This is a genomic window from Vreelandella titanicae (genome assembly GCF_014697095.1).
In the GTDB taxonomy this organism is placed as follows: domain Bacteria; phylum Pseudomonadota; class Gammaproteobacteria; order Pseudomonadales; family Halomonadaceae; genus Vreelandella; species Vreelandella titanicae.
This window is the reverse complement of sequence record NZ_CP059082.1, coordinates 3644590-3660196: the sequence shown is the minus strand read 5'-3', so window position 1 is coordinate 3660196 and position 15607 is coordinate 3644590. Positions and strand designations below refer to the sequence as shown.

Sequence of the window (15607 nt, the reverse complement as noted above, 5' to 3'; positions counted from 1 at the left end):
CTTGTCTCAGGTTGAACCAGCTGCGTCTGATAAACGCCGTATGTTGTCTCCAAAGTATCGTGCCTGGCTACTGTTCTGGAGCCTTGTGCGTCTTGTAATCGTGTTGCCTATTTGGCTGTTCGGTATTGTGGCGCTGATTGTCGGGGTGGCGTTATCACCCTGGGGCACTGGGGTGCTGCTCTCGCAGGGGGAGCAGCGTGATTTTTTCTCCTACACGCATCATGAAGGCGGCTTGCTCGACCATTTCCAGCTCGAAGATTTCCAGCTACAGCTAGGCGAAACCCGTATAACCGTGGATGAGTTCGAACTCCAGTGGGCAGATGACTGTGTTCTGTCAGGGCGCCTATGCATCGACACACTGCGTGTGGTGGGCGCCGACATCCAGCTAGGCCCATCCAGTGAGCAAGCGCCACCTCCCGAAGAGGAAGAGAGCCCGCTGACTATTCGTTTTCCTTTCCCCATCGAACTACGTTCTTTGTTGCTGGACGATGTTAACCTCAGGCTTGCCGATGGTACCGAAGTAGCGTGGCGCTCGTTAAGCTCGGCAGCCACCGCTGAAGGAAACACAGTACGCCTCTCGCCAACCCATTTGGAGCAGCCTCGTGTCTATTTGCCACCTTCCCCAGGTGTTCTGCTAACCCAGGGCATTGAAACGCCGCTTTATGCTGAAGCCATCGATGCCGCTATCTTGCTCAACCAACCACCCCAAGAAGCCGTGGCGTCGGTGGAATCTCCAGAGCAGCAGCTTGAAGAACGCGAACGCCTGGAACTACCAGAGATCACGCTACCGGTTGATATCCAGATACCTGAATTCACGCTCAACGATTTTCGATTGGAAGGGGCTACCGAGTACCGCGTCGAGCGACTGCGGCTTGGGCTGTTAACCGAAGGTGATAACGTCGAAGTAACTGAGCTTTCCGTTGTTACCCCGGATGCTGAGGCGGAATTAACCGCGAACGCCACTCTAACCGGCAACTACCCACTCGAAGCTCGCTTGGGCGTCGAACTATTTTTACCTGAGATATACCCTGAGCTAAGTGGCGAAGCTTTAACCTTAACGCTGTCTGGTCCACTGGATGCGCTTGAAGCGCAGTTGGATGCCTCTGGCGCGGTCAATGCGTCCTTGAGGGGGCAAGTCGATGCACTCGCCCCGACGCTGCCGTTTCAACTGCAGCTACAAAGTGACCAAGTTCAGTGGCCGCTGCCTGTCAGCGCAGATGAGAGTAGCAATGAAAGCGTCGATGACAGCACTGAAGAAGAGACAGCCCAAGCCTATATAGTCGATGACCTGGATCTACAGGTCACCGGCAGCCTGAGCGATTATAGTGCTCAATTGGCTCTGGCGGTTGAGGGCCCGAGCCTGCCGCGCACTCAAATTAACGTTACCGGAGAGGGCGATCTCGAGCAGTTTAGCTGGCAACCGCTCACCCTCGCAGTCGACGAAAGCTCCCTGCGCAGCGAAGGGAACATCAGTTGGGTTGCACCGCTACAGGTCAACACCACTATTCGTCTGGATCAGTTTAACCCTGCCCACTTCGTGGATCAGCTTGAGGGTAATTTAAACGGCGACATCGAGCTTACGCTGAGGCAGCAAGAGGATCAGTGGGCAGTTAGCGTACCCAACTTAGCGATTGACGGTGAACTGCGCGACTACCCGCTAACCCTGCAAGCGGCCTTTGATGCTAACAGCAACCTGGAGCTGGAGATTGACGAGTTGCTGTTTACCCAGGGGGAGAATCGCTTAACAGCAGAGGGGCAAATTAGCGAACAGGCCATGTCGTTAAACGCGGACATTGCACTACGCCAGTTGCAGACACTATCGCCAGACTTGGCGGGCACTATCGTCGGTACGCTAGAGGCCAGCGGTAGTTTTAATCAACCGCAATTACTCGCCAGTTTACAGGGTGATGGCGTGCGTTTTGGTCAGAATCGTATTGAACGGCTTGTCCTGGATGCTGATGTACAGGGCATTGATGATCCTTCCCTCGACGTACAGCTCGCACTACAAAACGTCAATGCTGGGGGGCAGGCCCTTGCAAATATAGAGGCCAATTTGGCCGGGCGCCTCTCTGAGCATCAGCTTGAACTGACCGCCCAGGGCACAGATAACAGCGCTTTAAGCCGTGCGCTGATTGCCCTGGAAGGCCGCTTTGACCAGCAAGGCCAACTTTACCAAGCCCGCGTAACGCCACTGGAAGTTGATTCTGAGGCGGGGGATATTCGTCTTGAGGCGCCTCTGGACTTGCGCTACAACCTAGCCAATGGTCAGGCGCGCCTATCGCCGTTCTGCCTGCGCCGGGAGCAAGGTGGGCTAGTCTGTTCTGAAGAGGAGATCACTGCCTCTGCGCAACAGGGCAACGCCGTGCTTTCGGTACGTGAAGTGCCAATGGAAATGCTGGAGCCCTTTTTGCCTGAAGAGTGGCAGTTAGAGGGGGATACAACCGCGGATCTTGTTGCCAACTGGCGTCAAGGGGGTGCCCAGTGGCAGGCAGATCTACAAATTCTTAGCGAACTCGCCATTACCGCCGTTAATGATTATGGCCAGCCGGTGCAACTGCCAGAAGTCAGTTTAGACGCTCAGATCGAGGCCAACCAAGCCCAGGCGAATGCCAATGTGTCACTTTCGCTTGCCGAAGCAGGCGATATCAACTTGGACCTAGCGGTTAATGATCCCTTGGGGGCCGGCGCGTTAACTGGCGAGCTGCGTGCAGAAGATGTTTCGCTGCAACCCTATCGACCTATGTTGGTAGGAATGGAGCGACTGGAGGGCGATTTAACGGGCAGCGTCCAAATTACCGGCACCACCGCCGCGCCTGACTTGCAAGGCCAGCTTGGACTGCGCGGCATAGGGGTAAGTGGTCCGGATATTCCTGTCGATATTCAGGGTGGCGAACTGGTGGTCTCTTTCGACGGTGAACAGGGGGATATTGACGGCTACTTGGCCGCTGAGCGCGGGCGTTTGGAAATCACCGGTGATGCATATTGGCCAAGCGGTGATGATTGGCGGATTGGCGTCGATCTGAATGCTGTGCAGGAGCCTATCCTGGTCGTTTTGCCCCAGTTTGGACGTCTTGAAGTAGCGCCTGATATCCGTATCCGGGTCACGCCGGAAAGGCTGCAAGTGAGGGGGGATGTGAATTTACCCTGGGCACGGCTTGAAATTGGCGATATGCCCTCATCAGCAGTCACCCCAAGTGGCGATGAAGTGATTATTACCGAGCGCGACGATCGCCAGGCCGAAATTGAGGCTCAGCGAGCGGCTGCCAATGAGGATGATCCAAGTGCCGCGGACGAGCTTGCCGCCACCGGTATGGCCATTGACGTACTGGTGACCTTAACGTTGGGTAGCGATATGCAAATTTCAGCCTACGGCTTGGAATCTGGCTTGGGAGGCGCGCTGGAAATTCGCCAAAGCAGCGGCGCGTTACAGTTATTCGGCGACGTTAATTTGGTCGATGGTCGTTTCCAGGCTTTCGGCCAAGACCTGGTTATCCGCCGCGGTGAACTGCTGTTTAGTGGGCCACCCGGTCTACCTACGCTCGACTTCGAGGCCATTCGCAACCCTGACATTACCGAAGATGACGTTATTGCGGGCTTGCGGGTAACAGGTAGTGCCGAATCTCCGAACGTACTGATCTTTTCTGAACCGGCGATGGATGAATCCCGTGCGCTCTCTTACCTGTTACGGGGTCGCGCACCTGATGCTTCTGGGGGCGGTGTGGATAGCGCACTGACTACCGCGCTGATAGGCATGTCGTTAGGGCGCACCGGTGGGGCGGTTGGTTCCATTGGTGAAGCCTTCGGCATTGATGACTTAACTCTGGACACCACTGGGGCTGGCGATGATAGCCAAGTCGCTGTCAGTGGCCAACTCACCGATGATCTTAGAATTAGTTACGGTGTGGGAATTTTCTCACCAATTGCCGAACTAACACTACGCTACACGCTGTGGCGTAACCTTTATGTACAGGCCGTCTCGGGTACCAACCAAGCGGTGGACTTAATCTACATCTTTACCCGTTCCGGTAATCCTGAAATCATTCAGCAGCAATAAGTGAGGGTGATATGTCACTATTTTCAAACGCTAGCTCAGGTTCAGGCCGTGTACTGCCTGGACGTGATACGCCCATAGAAACCAGTCAGGTGCATACCATTAATGGGCACTCGATACATCCTCCGTTTCCCGAAGGCCACGAGGAGATCGTGCTAGGCATGGGGTGTTTCTGGGGCGTTGAACGCCTGTTTTGGCAGTTGCCAGGAGTCTATGTCACTGCGGCGGGGTATGCCGGTGGTGAGACACCTAACCCCACCTACGACGAGACATGCACGGGGCGTACTGGCCACACCGAAGTGGTACGGGTGGTTTATGACCCACAGCAAGTCGAGCTGGAAACGTTGTTGCAGGTTTTCTGGGAAGGGCACGACCCGACCCAGGGCAATCGCCAGGGGAACGATATTGGCTCGCAGTATCGCTCCGCCATTTTTACCACCAGCCAAGCGCAGCAAACGGTAGCCGAGCAGAGTGCGGCAGCGTACCAACAGGCGCTCGACAAAGCGGGCAGAGGGGCAATCACTACTGAGATTAAGCCGCTAGAAACATTTTATTACGCAGAGGCTTACCATCAGCAGTACCTGGATAAAAACCCTCATGGCTACTGCGGCTTAAAAGGTACGGGTGTCACCTGCCCGATAGGTTAAAACGTGCGCACTAAACCTTTGACTACCGAATCATCGACAGGAAGCCATTATGCAGCAACGCCATTACCTGAAGTGGGCTTCCCCCCGCGGCACGGCAGCCAGCGCTTTAGCATTAATGCTCTGCACGCCGCTGGCTTGGGCAGGCGAGGAAACGAGCGCTCTGGCCCTGCCCCAAGCCGTCAGCGACACGCCATTCGCAAGTGAGCGCGAAGCCGTGGTTTGGCGCCGAGAAGAGCTTAAAGATATTGAAAGTCTGGTGCGTCAGCTGCGCTTTGATCTAATCAATAATCAAGATCTTGAGGCTGCAATGCCGCGGTTACTTGAGCTGCAAGAGCGTGCCAGCGCTGATCGTTTGCTACCTGCGTTTATTGAGGGCACCCACGGCAGTGGTTCTGAAGCGCGGGCATCCATATGGGAAGAGTGGGGTGAGTTCGCCGCCGGTTTTAGCGATCTGGAGGATAAAATCGCTAATTTAATTGATGTAGCCGAGCAAGAGGATACTCGAAACACTGCCCGAGCGCTTTCAGAAGTGGGCGCGAGCTGTAAGAGTTGCCATCGTGCCTACCGCTACGACTAAGCGTAGCGGTAGGCATTGGGGGAGTGCTTAATCGCCTTGCTGGATGCGGTCAATACGGTAAAGTGTTTCCACTTGTTCTAAACCACTTACGGTGCAGTTAAGATCTTTAACGCGGCCATCGCTTAATCCGTAGACCCAGCCATGCACCGAAATCTGCTGACCTCGCTGCCAAGCGCGCTGCAAAATTTTGGTGCGGCACAAACTGTTTACCTGGGCTTTCACGTTGAGCTCGCACATGCGATCGATTTGATCTTCCAGTGGGAGGTGGTCAAGCGAATTCCTGTGATGGTTGTACTGTTCGCGCACTGAGTGCAGCCAGTAATCCACCACGCCACATTCGCCTCCCATCATGGCGGCCTTAATGCCCCCGCAGCCATAGTGACCGACAATCATGATATGGCTGACTTTAAGAACATCCACCGCGAACTGAACCACCGAGAGGGCATTCATATCGGTGTGGTGTAGCAAGTTGGCGACGTTGCGGTGTACGAAAACTTCCCCAGGCGGGAGTGCAATAATTTGATTCGCCGGTACTCGACTGTCGGAGCAGCCAATCCATAAATAATCGGGGTTCTGCTGGTTCGAAAGGCGCTTAAAGTAGTCGGGGTCTTCTTCGCACATACGCTCAGCCCAGGCGCGATTATTGTCGAGTAGCGTCGCAATAGGGTCAGACATAGCGTCTCCAGAAAAGTTAAAGGGCGTTAAGTCGCTGGTAGATAAGCGGGTTATCAAAGCCCTACTCAGGGTGGAATTAGGCCTTGTATAACCTAGGCCAGTACAAAATAGCAGCAGAAGGTTTTAACCTTCCCGGGTAGTCAGGTCAACCACTGCACTTGACCAATGGGCAACCCGATATTGATTCATACGAATTCTAACTCCCCAGGAGCAAATCATGGCAGACGTTTCTGAATACGAATATGACCTTCTGGTTATTGGCGCAGGCTCTGGTGGTGTACGCACCGCGCGTATGGCCGCGGCTACCGGCGCCAAAGTGGCCATTGCCGAAGATCGCTACCTGGGCGGAACCTGTGTCAACGTTGGCTGTGTGCCCAAGAAGCTTTACTCCTACGCTGCCCATTTCCATGACAGTTTTGATGATGCGGCAGGTTTTGGCTGGCAGCTGCCTGGCCCCGCCAGCTTCGATTGGGCCACACTGCGCGACAACAAAATCAGTGAAATCAAGCGCCTGAATGGCATTTATCAGCGCATGCTGGAAGGCGCTGGAGTAACGCTCTTCAATGCACGAGCACGCTTGGCCGATGCACACACGGTGACCTTAAGCGGCGAGCATGGCGATATATCGGTGACTGCACAAAAAATCGTTCTGGCTACTGGTGGATGGCCCTGGGTACCCGATTTTCCTGGCAGTGAACACGCACTGGATTCCAATCAGATTTTTGATCTAGATACTTTTCCTAAGCGCTTTTTAGTGCTTGGCGGTGGCTATATTGCGGTGGAATTTTCGAGTATCTTTAATGGTCTGGGCAGCGAGACGCACCTCATCTACCGTGGCGAGCTGTTTTTAAAAGGCTTTGATCAACAGGTTCGCGAGTTCACCTGCGCGGAAATGGAAAGAAAGGGAGTCAACCTCCATTTCAACACTAACATCGAGCGTATTGAGCGCAGCCAAGACGGCTACAATGTTCACCTTACCAACGGCAACGTGCTTGAAGTCGATGTGGTGCTCGCAGCCACAGGGCGCAAGGCGAATATCCGTGAGCTAGGGCTTGAAGCGTTGGGCCTATGCCTGGATGAGGCGGGTAAAATCCCCGTAAACGAGCGGTTTGAAACAGCGCTGCCTTCAATTTTAGCCTTGGGCGACCTGACGGCTGGGCCGGAATTAACACCGGTAGCACTGGCTGAGGCGATGCAGCTTGTCGACGCCCACTTTGCCGATACGGTTCCCAAGCCGTTGGACTACACTACGATCCCTACCGCCGTTTTTTGCCATCCCAACATCGGTACCGTGGGTCTTTCCGAGGAGGCCGCGCGGGAAAAATTCACCCATATTCGTGTGTATAGCACCGATTTTCGCGCCATGAAGCACACCCTATCAGGTAGCCAAGAGCGCACCTTAATGAAGCTGGTCGTGGACGATGCTACCGATGTAGTCGTAGGGGCCCATATGGTCGGAGATGACGCGGGTGAAATTATTCAGGGAATTGCTATCGCGGTAAGAGCTGGCCTTACCAAGCAGGACTTTGACCGCACCGTAGGCATCCACCCAACGGGGGCCGAGGAGTTCGTCACGCTGCGTACGCTGACACGCAGATAAGCATATTAAAAGTGAAGGCGTGCCCATGGGCGCGCCTTTTTTTGTAGGCTACTTGCACTATTCTAAAAGAGATAGCGGTGAGCGGTGGTTATGCTACTCGATCATAACAAAAAATTATGGAAAGCGAGGTGTAGAATAATATGATTTTTGAATTGCTCATAATCAGCTGTTATAATGAACATCAAATTCGCTACAGCGAAGCATAACTATGAGTACGCCGACACAACCTTTTACCCCCTCTGCTGACCTTGCTAGGCCAACGGTGGCTGATGCTGTTGTGGGTCATGCGGAGATGCCGCTGTTTATTCGCAAACCCAATGCGGATGATGGCTGGGGAGTTTACGAGCTGGTCAAAGCTTGCCCTCCGCTGGATGTGAATTCAGCCTACGCTTACTTGCTACTGGCGACTCAGTTTCGTGATACCTGCGCAGTGGCTACCAATGAAGAGGGCGAAATCGTTGGTTTTGTTTCTGGCTATGTTAAGGATAATGCTCCAGACACCTACTTTTTATGGCAAGTGGCTGTCGGTGAAAAAGCACGTGGTACAGGGCTAGCGCGACGCTTGGTCGAGGCTATTATGTCCCGCCCTGAGCTTGATGATGTGCATCACCTTGAAACCACCATCACCCCTGACAATCTAGCCTCTTGGGGCTTATTCCGTCGCTTGGCGGCACGCTGGCATGCGCCGCTCAATAGCCGCGAATACTTCTCTACCGAACAGCTCGGAGGAGAGCATGACCCGGAAAACCTGGTTCGTATCGGCCCGTTCCAAACAGATCGCATCTAATACGTCGTTTTGCTAGATACACGTATCGGACTTACCGTTTTTCCCGCTCATGTTGCTTCGGGCAAGTAATGCCTAAAGTTAAAATGATCAACCAAGGAGGTCGCTAATGCAGACCCAGACGCTTGAACGCATGGAATCCAATGTACGTACTTATTCTCGTTCGTTTCCGGTGGTGTTTACCAAAGCGCAAAATGCGCGTCTAACCGATGAGAATGGCCGTGAGTACATTGATTTCCTCGCCGGCGCGGGCACGCTGAACTACGGCCACAATAATCCGCACATGAAACAGGCGATGATTGATTACCTGTCGACTGACGGTGTTGTTCACGGTTTGGATATGTGGACCAATGCCAAGCGTGATTATCTTGAAACGCTGGAAGAAGTTATTTTCAAGCCACGCGGGCTGGATTATAAAGTGCATCTGCCTGGCCCAACCGGTACCAATGCCGTAGAGGCCGCTATCCGCTTGGCTCGTGTGGCTAAAGGCCGTCACAACATTGTCACCTTCACCAATGGTTTCCACGGCGTCACCATGGGGGCTTTGGCGACCACGGGTAATCGTAAATTCCGTGAAGCCACGGGTGGCATACCCACCCAGGGCGCTAGCTTCCTGCCTTACGATGGCTACATGGGTGAGCATACCGATACCCTGGATTATTTTGAAAAGCTGCTCAGCGACAAATCTGGCGGTTTGGATATTCCAGCGGGTGTCATCATTGAAACCGTGCAAGGCGAGGGCGGTATTAACGTTGCAGGCTTGGAGTGGTTGAAGCGTCTCGAAGGGATCTGCCGTGCCCACGACATTCTGCTGATTATCGATGATATTCAGGCAGGTTGTGGCCGTACAGGTAAGTTCTTTAGCTTCGAACACGCGGGTATTACGCCCGACATTATTACCAACTCGAAATCGCTTTCCGGTTTTGGCCTGCCATTTGCCCATGTGTTGATGCGCCCAGAGCTGGATAAATGGAAACCGGGTCAATATAACGGCACTTTCCGTGGTTTCAGCCTGGCGATGGTGACCGCCACCGCTGCGTTGAAAAAATACTGGACTAATGACACCTTTGAGCGTGATGTTCAGCGCAAAGGGCGTATTGTAGAAGAGCGCTTCCAGAAGTTAGCAGCGCTGTTAACGGAGCACGGCATGCCTGCCACTGAACGTGGTCGTGGCTTGATGCGCGGTATTGACGTTGTGTCGGGTGATATTGCCGATAAAATTACCAGTAAAGCCTTTGAGCATGGTCTGGTAATTGAAACCAGTGGTCAAGATGGTGAAGTGGTTAAGTGCCTATGCCCGCTAACCATTAGCGATGATGACCTGCTGGAAGGTTTGGATATTCTCGAAATGTGCGTTAAAGCTGTTGCTAGCGAATAACCTGGCGGTAGTATTAAGCGTTACGCTGAAGCAGTAGCTCACAGTTTTTTAGTTAGGGATATAGCGGCTGGTAGTCGCCAGTCGTTTTGCAACGGAGTACTCCTATGATCGTTCGTAATCTTGATGAAGCGCGTAAAACAGATCGCCTAGTGACCGCTGAAAATGGTAACTGGGACAGTACGCGCCTTGTTCTGGCCAACGATAATGCAGGTTTTTCGTTCCATATTACCCGCATTTTCCCAGGCACCGAGACACATATCCATTACAAAAATCACTACGAAGCAGTGTTTTGCTACGAAGGTGAAGGCGAAGTTGAAACCCTGGCTGACGGTAAAATCTGGCCGATCAAAGCAGGCGACATTTATCTACTCGACCAGCATGATGAACACTTGCTGCGTGGCAAAGAGAAGGGCATGACGGTTGCCTGTGTCTTTACTCCACCGATCACAGGTAATGAAGTTCACCAGGAAGATGGCTCGTACGCAGCCCCAGAGTAAATCGTGCTAGCGTGAGATAGACTACGTGATAGATCAGAAGGCAGCCTGCTAAATATGCGGGCTGCCTTTTTTGATCTGAATGGACGAGCGCAATTTTACCCATAGCGGCCTCACTGGTTCGCTTAATATATATTATGTTAAATTAGATAAAATAGGTGCTCCAAAAGCGATGATGGCGTTGGACACTAGACCCCCATCTCCTTATCATTCCCCAACCTATTGTCCAAGGATATCTCTCGTTATGCGCCCAGGTGTTTTGTGGCTTATCGCTGGCTTGTCGCTTTCGATCGCAGGCTGTGCAGCAACCCAGCCGGAAACGAATCAACCGCCCCCTTTAAGCGAAGCCTCATTCAATTCTCGTATCCTGGAGTTAGAGAGCCAGCTAACGCAACAATGTGACACCCGCATTAATTTGCAGCAACGCCAGCTTGATCACCAGCAGGCATTGACCGCTGATATGCGTGAAGTGGGCAGTTTATTGCGTTACCTCCGCCAAGACGTACAGCAATTGGAAGCTCGCGGTGAAGAGCCGGTCATCATACGTGAAGAGTGTGAGATTGATGAGAGCTTGACCACTAAAACGTTACTGGGCCGCAGCGAATGGGTTGGCTTACCAAGCCTTGGCACCTACCTCAAAGCGCGAGTCGATTCAGGAGCCAACACCTCGTCCCTTTCTGCTGCCGAGATCACTCGCTTCGAGCGTGACGGTGAAGATTGGGTGCGCTTCAAGTTGGCGCTGAACGACGACGACGTGGCGGTTGAGTCGCAGCGCGATGAGTGGGTTGAAGCGCCTATCGTGCGCCGAGTGCGCATTGTTCAAGCCTCTGGCGAAGAGTCACGTCCCGTCATTTCTCTGTTAATGACTCTAGGGCCGATTCGTGAAAATGTCGAATTTACCCTCAATGACCGCTCTCATCTCGATTATCCAGTGCTGCTAGGACGGCGCTTTTTGATGGATATTGCGGTAATTGATGTAGCCGATACTTACTTGCATGAGCGCCCCGAATTTCCTGGTGGCGAACCAGCGGACCAAGCTGCTGAAGATGAAGCAGTTGACGAAGACGATAGCGAAGAGTAACCGCTCTGACGCTTCACGAGGAAAGGAATCTCCATGTCACGGTTAATGTTCTATATTATTGTCGGCCTGTTGCTAGTCGCGGGCGTAGCGACCAGTGTGCACCGCCATGTGCAGTTTGAAATTCCATGGTTGCCTGGTGAACAGCGCCAGGTGTGGGAGATTGAGGCGGGCATTACCTTTAATGCTCAGGATGGCCCCGTCCAGGTCGACTTGGCGTTGCCTTCCCATCAGGCAGGCTACCGTGTACTGACTGAAAACACCGCATCATCAGGGTATGGGCTTGCTTATCAGGCGGATGATTTAGGCCGCACCGCCCGCTGGACTATTCGTGAAGCAGTGGGTAGCCAAACATTATACTACTCGGTTCAGATGCTGGTATCTCAAGATGCTCGCTCGCCGGTGCAGACACCCCCTGAAATCCCCGTCACAACGCCTTGGGAAAGCCCCTATGACACTGCGGCTAATCAGCTTATCGAACAAGCCTGGGCGCGCAGTGCCAATAACGCCACCTTCGCCCGTGAGTTAATACGTGATATTAACGGCGAGCGTCAATCTGAAAATGCTCGTCTGCTGCTGACGCAAGAGAATCCGGCGGCCTTGGTGGTGCGGTTGCTAAACCAGGCAGGCGTATTAGCGCGTGAAGTGAGCGGCCTGCTTCTGGAAGATGGTCGTCGTCGCCAAACGCTTAGCAGTTGGATTCAGGTATTTAACGAGTCAGGTGAAGAATGGTCAATTTTCCATCCACTGACGGGTGAGCAAGGTAAGCCTGACAACCTGCTGCTATGGGAAACCGGTGGTCGAGCGGTATTAGAAGTTCAGGGCGGCACCAACTCTCGGGTTTCTTTCTCAATGATGACCCATGACCAGCCTGCTTCGGCGGCGGTGCGCAACCACTACTCTGAAGATACGCTGCTGAACTTCTCCATTCACAGCCTGCCACTGGAGGAGCAAGCGCTATTCCAAACTATCTTGCTGATTCCCATTGGTGCGTTAATGGTGGTGTTTTTGCGTGTGCTGGTGGGCATCAAAACGTCCGGTACCTTTATGCCGGTGCTGATCGCCCTCGCCTTCATTCAAACCACCCTTCCTACGGGTTTGATTGGCTTCCTGCTTATCGTTGCCGTCGGTCTGATTATTCGTAACTATCTCTCCTACTTGAATTTATTACTGGTGGCCAGGGTCTCGGCGGTGATCATAACGGTGATTGCGATTATCTCGATCTTCACCGTATTGGCCTACCGCATGGGGCTCAGTGCTGGCTTAACGATCACCTTCTTCCCGATGATCATCCTGGCCTGGACCATCGAGCGGATGTCGATACTTTGGGAAGAGGAAGGCCCTAAGCAGGTGCTAATCCAAGGCGGCGGCAGTTTGATCACGGCTATCCTTGCCTACCTGGCGATGAATAACCCCTGGGTACGTCATATCACCTTCAACTTCCTGGGCGTTCAGTTGATATTGATGGCGTTGATCTTGCTGCTGGGCAATTACACCGGCTACCGTTTATTGGAGCTGCGTCGCTTCAAGCCGATCACTGACGATGAGAAGCCCTCATGAGTTGGCTGAAGAATTGGACGTGGCCCACGCGCCTGCGGGATAAAGGTATTATCGGCATGAATCGGCGTAATATTCGCTACATTGGCCGATATAATAGCCGCCGTCTCTATCCCCTTGTCGATGACAAGCTTAAAACCAAACTACTGGCTCAGCAGTATGGGATTACCACGCCCGAGCTGATTGGCACCGTAACAACCCAATTTGGCGTTAAGCATATTGGCGCCATGCTCACGGGGCACGCGGGCTTCGTCATCAAGCCTGCTAAGGGAAGCGGCGGTAAGGGCATCCTGGTGATTGAAAAGGTCGAAGATAACGCCTTTATCAAGCCTAGTGGTACCACGCTCTCTCTTACCGACGTTGAGCGACATGTGTCGAATATTCTGTCAGGGCTCTACTCATTGGGCGGCTCGCCTGATGTGGCGGTGATTGAAACACTGATTAATTTCGATGAAAGCCTGATGGATTACACCTATGAAGGTGTTCCTGATATCCGGGTTATCGTCTTCAAGGGTTACCCGGTGATGGCCATGATGCGCCTTTCCACCGCAGCATCCGACGGCAAAGCAAACCTGCACCAAGGGGCGGTAGGCGTTGGCTTGAACATCGCTACCGGGGCTGCCCTGCGCGCCGTTCAGTTTGACCGCCCTTGCTTTAGTCATCCGGACACGGGGCACGATCTGGCAAGTTTGGTCGTTCCCCAGTGGGAAACGCTGCTTAACTTAGCGGCGGGTTGTTATGAAATGACCGGTCTAGGTTACCTGGGTACTGATATGGTGCTGGATCGTAAATACGGGCCGATGCTGCTTGAGCTCAACGCCAGGCCTGGCTTGGCTATTCAAATGACCAATGGTGAAGGTTTGCGCCGTCGCCTCGATCTGATTGAACGTCAACCCGATGGCGTGCCCGCTAAACAACGGGTAGCTTTTGCCCAGCACCATTTTGCGCGACAAAGTGAGCTGGTAGACAGCGAATCGGTAGAAAGCTCTGACACCGCTTCCACCGGCGCGTAGACTACTAACGAGAGCCTAGGCTAACAACGTTCAACGAGTTGCCCATGACCCAAGCGAGTACACTACTACAGCAGGCGGAGTCTCAGTGCCATATCCGCGGCGTCCGCTTCACCCCTATTCGCCGACGCGTGCTGGAGATGATCGCCGAAAATGGCGGCGGGCTAAAAGCCTATGACCTGCTCGATAAGCTCTCTACTGAGCATGCGGCTGCCCGCCCCCCGACGGTTTATCGGGCGCTTGAGTTCTTGATTGATCAAGGCTTGGTGCATCGCATTGAGTCACAGAACTCCTACGTGGCCTGCGCTTGCCCAGAGCATGCGCATGGTTTTCAACTACTGATTTGCCGTCACTGCGGCTATGTCGAAGAGCTGCACTTGGACGAGATAAGCGATCAACTGGCGGCACTGGCAAAACGCCAGGGCTTTAACGTTGAGCGCCAAACCATTGAGCTTCAAGGGCTTTGTCAGGACTGCCGAACAGTTAGCGAGTAAATTTATGTCCCGTTTTGATCACGTCGCGCCGGATGCTCTGTTTAAGCAACTCGAGCGTGCTGCCCCAGAAGATAGTCTTCCCGCTGTGGCCACTTTGCTAGCCGCGGTGCGTTTTAATGCTGATGGTTTGATCCCTGCCATTGCTCAGCAGCACGATACTAACGAAGTGTTGATGATGGCCTGGATGAACCGTGAGGCGCTGGAAGAGACGTTAACCACCCAGCGTGTTTGCTACTATTCGCGCTCGCGGGGAAAACTGTGGCGCAAGGGTGAGTCATCGGGCCAGCAGCAGCAGCTTGTTTCTGCTGCGTTGGATTGCGATGGTGATACGCTGTTGTTGCAAGTTGAACAAACAGGGCCTGCTTGCCACACCGGGCGGCGCAGCTGTTTCTATATTGCCGTGGATGGAGAGCAGGCCTCGATTACCAGCAATCCGCTGATTGATCCTGACGACCTGTACGGCAAAAAAACCTAGTTCTGCCTATGCAAGCTATGACTCGGTTAATATCAGCCCTGCGCTCAGGCCCGCGTTGGGTATTGATGAAGGTGGTGATTGGCTGCGTTAGAGTCTATCAATATACGCTCAGCCCCCTTTTAGGCCCGCGCTGCCGCTTCTGGCCGAGCTGTTCGTCCTACACGATTGAAGCGATTCAGGTGCATGGGCCCATCAAGGGCGGCTGGATGGCCGTTAAGCGGATCGTTAAGTGCCACCCGGGCAATCCTGGCGGTATGGATCCGGTGCCCGGTGGCCGCAGCGAACAGCTTTGCCGCGAGGATGACGAAAAGGGATCGCCGCCCTCTTGCTGTGACCATCACCCTCGCTAGCTTGTTTTCCTACTTCTGCTGCGCTACCGCGTAGATCCTCTCCAGCATGGCATGCAGGCCGTTGCTGCGCGTAGGTGAAAGGTGCTTATCCAATCCCAGATCCGCCAAAAAGTGTGGCTCGGTAGCACGAATCTCAGCGGCGGTGCGTTCGCTGTAAATGCGCAGCAATACGGCAATCAGGCCGGATACGATGGCGGCATCGGAGGTCGCTTTGAACACCAGCTTATCGCCCTCCTCCTCATGGCGCATCCACACGTTTGACTGGCAGCCCTGTATCTTAAACTCTTCGAGTTTCCACTCTTCGGGAAAGTCAGGCAGTTGCTTGCCCATATCGATAATGTACTGATAACGATCCATCCAGTTATCAAATATTTCGAAATCTTCGATTAGCTCTTGCTGGGCCTGTTCGGCGCCGGAAGTGCTCATGCTATTTCCTT

Annotated in this window: 15 protein-coding genes; 13 read left to right on the top strand and 2 right to left on the bottom strand. The window is 53.5% G+C overall.

The window, feature by feature from the left end:
- The first annotated feature begins 1 nt into the window (after position 1).
- From tamB to HZS52_RS16905, 3 genes are read left to right on the top strand one after another with little or no spacing between them, the layout of a single operon-like run.
- Complete coding sequence (tamB, locus tag HZS52_RS16915; RefSeq protein ID WP_190373206.1) at positions 2–4054, top strand: autotransporter assembly complex protein TamB; 4053 nt, start codon at positions 2–4, stop codon at positions 4052–4054.
- Between the two features lie 11 nt (positions 4055–4065).
- Positions 4066–4698: a peptide-methionine (S)-S-oxide reductase MsrA gene (gene msrA, locus HZS52_RS16910; RefSeq protein ID WP_141441103.1), complete on the top strand. Its 633-nt coding sequence runs from the start codon at positions 4066–4068 to the stop codon at positions 4696–4698.
- A 49-nt stretch (positions 4699–4747) separates the two neighbouring features.
- Entirely contained in the window at positions 4748–5275 is a 528-nt protein-coding gene (locus HZS52_RS16905) for a cytochrome c (RefSeq protein WP_190373205.1), read from the top strand.
- Between the two features lie 27 nt (positions 5276–5302).
- Here the strand turns inward: HZS52_RS16905 and can are convergent, their stop codons facing one another.
- Positions 5303–5950 carry a carbonate dehydratase gene (can, locus tag HZS52_RS16900; protein WP_022523472.1) on the bottom strand — a complete coding sequence of 216 codons (648 nt, stop codon included), beginning with the start codon at positions 5948–5950 and terminating at the stop codon, positions 5303–5305.
- A 217-nt stretch (positions 5951–6167) separates the two neighbouring features.
- Here can and gorA point away from each other — a divergent pair, with 217 nt between their 5' ends.
- The 10 genes from gorA (at position 6168) to yidD (ending at position 15170) form a co-directional block, all read left to right on the top strand.
- Complete coding sequence (gorA, locus tag HZS52_RS16895; RefSeq protein ID WP_009286705.1) at positions 6168–7550, top strand: glutathione-disulfide reductase; 1383 nt, start codon at positions 6168–6170, stop codon at positions 7548–7550.
- Between the two features lie 208 nt (positions 7551–7758).
- Positions 7759–8337: a diaminobutyrate acetyltransferase gene (gene ectA / locus HZS52_RS16890; protein ID WP_009286706.1), complete on the top strand. Its 579-nt coding sequence runs from the start codon at positions 7759–7761 to the stop codon at positions 8335–8337.
- Positions 8338–8443: 106 nt separating this feature from the next.
- Entirely contained in the window at positions 8444–9712 is a 1269-nt protein-coding gene (gene ectB / locus HZS52_RS16885; RefSeq protein WP_022523471.1) for a diaminobutyrate--2-oxoglutarate transaminase, read from the top strand.
- Positions 9713–9816: 104 nt separating this feature from the next.
- Positions 9817–10209 carry an ectoine synthase gene (locus HZS52_RS16880; protein WP_022523470.1) on the top strand — a complete coding sequence of 131 codons (393 nt, stop codon included), beginning with the start codon at positions 9817–9819 and terminating at the stop codon, positions 10207–10209.
- 241 nt (positions 10210–10450) lie between these two features.
- A complete protein-coding gene (locus HZS52_RS16875; RefSeq protein ID WP_022523469.1) occupies positions 10451–11287 on the top strand; it encodes an ATP-dependent zinc protease family protein in 837 nt (278 codons plus the stop codon).
- Positions 11288–11320: 33 nt separating this feature from the next.
- Positions 11321–12844, top strand: coding sequence for an inactive transglutaminase family protein (locus HZS52_RS16870; RefSeq protein ID WP_009286710.1), 1524 nt, complete (start codon positions 11321–11323; stop codon positions 12842–12844).
- A complete protein-coding gene (locus HZS52_RS16865; RefSeq protein ID WP_009286711.1) occupies positions 12841–13854 on the top strand; it encodes an alpha-L-glutamate ligase-like protein in 1014 nt (337 codons plus the stop codon). The genes HZS52_RS16870 and HZS52_RS16865 overlap by 4 nt, the downstream gene beginning before the upstream one ends.
- Before the next feature lie 44 nt (positions 13855–13898).
- Positions 13899–14345: a transcriptional repressor gene (locus HZS52_RS16860; protein WP_027959426.1), complete on the top strand. Its 447-nt coding sequence runs from the start codon at positions 13899–13901 to the stop codon at positions 14343–14345.
- Positions 14346–14349: 4 nt separating this feature from the next.
- Positions 14350–14820 (top strand): phosphoribosyl-AMP cyclohydrolase, encoded by a 471-nt coding sequence (gene hisI, locus HZS52_RS16855; RefSeq protein WP_027959427.1) that lies wholly within the window; start codon positions 14350–14352, stop codon positions 14818–14820.
- A 17-nt stretch (positions 14821–14837) separates the two neighbouring features.
- Positions 14838–15170, top strand: a complete 333-nt coding sequence (yidD, locus tag HZS52_RS16850; protein WP_190374932.1) for a membrane protein insertion efficiency factor YidD — start codon at positions 14838–14840, stop codon at positions 15168–15170.
- A 9-nt stretch (positions 15171–15179) separates the two neighbouring features.
- Here the strand turns inward: yidD and HZS52_RS16845 are convergent, their stop codons facing one another.
- On the bottom strand, positions 15180–15596 hold the full coding sequence (locus tag HZS52_RS16845; RefSeq protein ID WP_027959429.1) for a SufE family protein: 417 nt from the start codon (positions 15594–15596) through the stop codon (positions 15180–15182).
- Positions 15597–15607 lie beyond the last annotated feature (11 nt).

Coding starts and splice junctions, on each gene's coding strand:
- can (WP_022523472.1), bottom strand. CDS start 5,950: ATGTCTGACCCTATTGCGACGCTACTCGACAATAATCGCGCCTGGGCT.
- HZS52_RS16880 (WP_022523470.1), top strand. CDS start 9,817: ATGATCGTTCGTAATCTTGATGAAGCGCGTAAAACAGATCGCCTAGTG.
- HZS52_RS16865 (WP_009286711.1), top strand. CDS start 12,841: ATGAGTTGGCTGAAGAATTGGACGTGGCCCACGCGCCTGCGGGATAAA.
- ectA (WP_009286706.1), top strand. CDS start 7,759: ATGAGTACGCCGACACAACCTTTTACCCCCTCTGCTGACCTTGCTAGG.
- yidD (WP_190374932.1), top strand. CDS start 14,838: ATGACTCGGTTAATATCAGCCCTGCGCTCAGGCCCGCGTTGGGTATTG.
- ectB (WP_022523471.1), top strand. CDS start 8,444: ATGCAGACCCAGACGCTTGAACGCATGGAATCCAATGTACGTACTTAT.
- gorA (WP_009286705.1), top strand. CDS start 6,168: ATGGCAGACGTTTCTGAATACGAATATGACCTTCTGGTTATTGGCGCA.
- msrA (WP_141441103.1), top strand. CDS start 4,066: ATGTCACTATTTTCAAACGCTAGCTCAGGTTCAGGCCGTGTACTGCCT.
- HZS52_RS16845 (WP_027959429.1), bottom strand. CDS start 15,596: ATGAGCACTTCCGGCGCCGAACAGGCCCAGCAAGAGCTAATCGAAGAT.
- HZS52_RS16905 (WP_190373205.1), top strand. CDS start 4,748: ATGCAGCAACGCCATTACCTGAAGTGGGCTTCCCCCCGCGGCACGGCA.
- HZS52_RS16870 (WP_009286710.1), top strand. CDS start 11,321: ATGTCACGGTTAATGTTCTATATTATTGTCGGCCTGTTGCTAGTCGCG.
- HZS52_RS16875 (WP_022523469.1), top strand. CDS start 10,451: ATGCGCCCAGGTGTTTTGTGGCTTATCGCTGGCTTGTCGCTTTCGATC.
- hisI (WP_027959427.1), top strand. CDS start 14,350: ATGTCCCGTTTTGATCACGTCGCGCCGGATGCTCTGTTTAAGCAACTC.
- HZS52_RS16860 (WP_027959426.1), top strand. CDS start 13,899: ATGACCCAAGCGAGTACACTACTACAGCAGGCGGAGTCTCAGTGCCAT.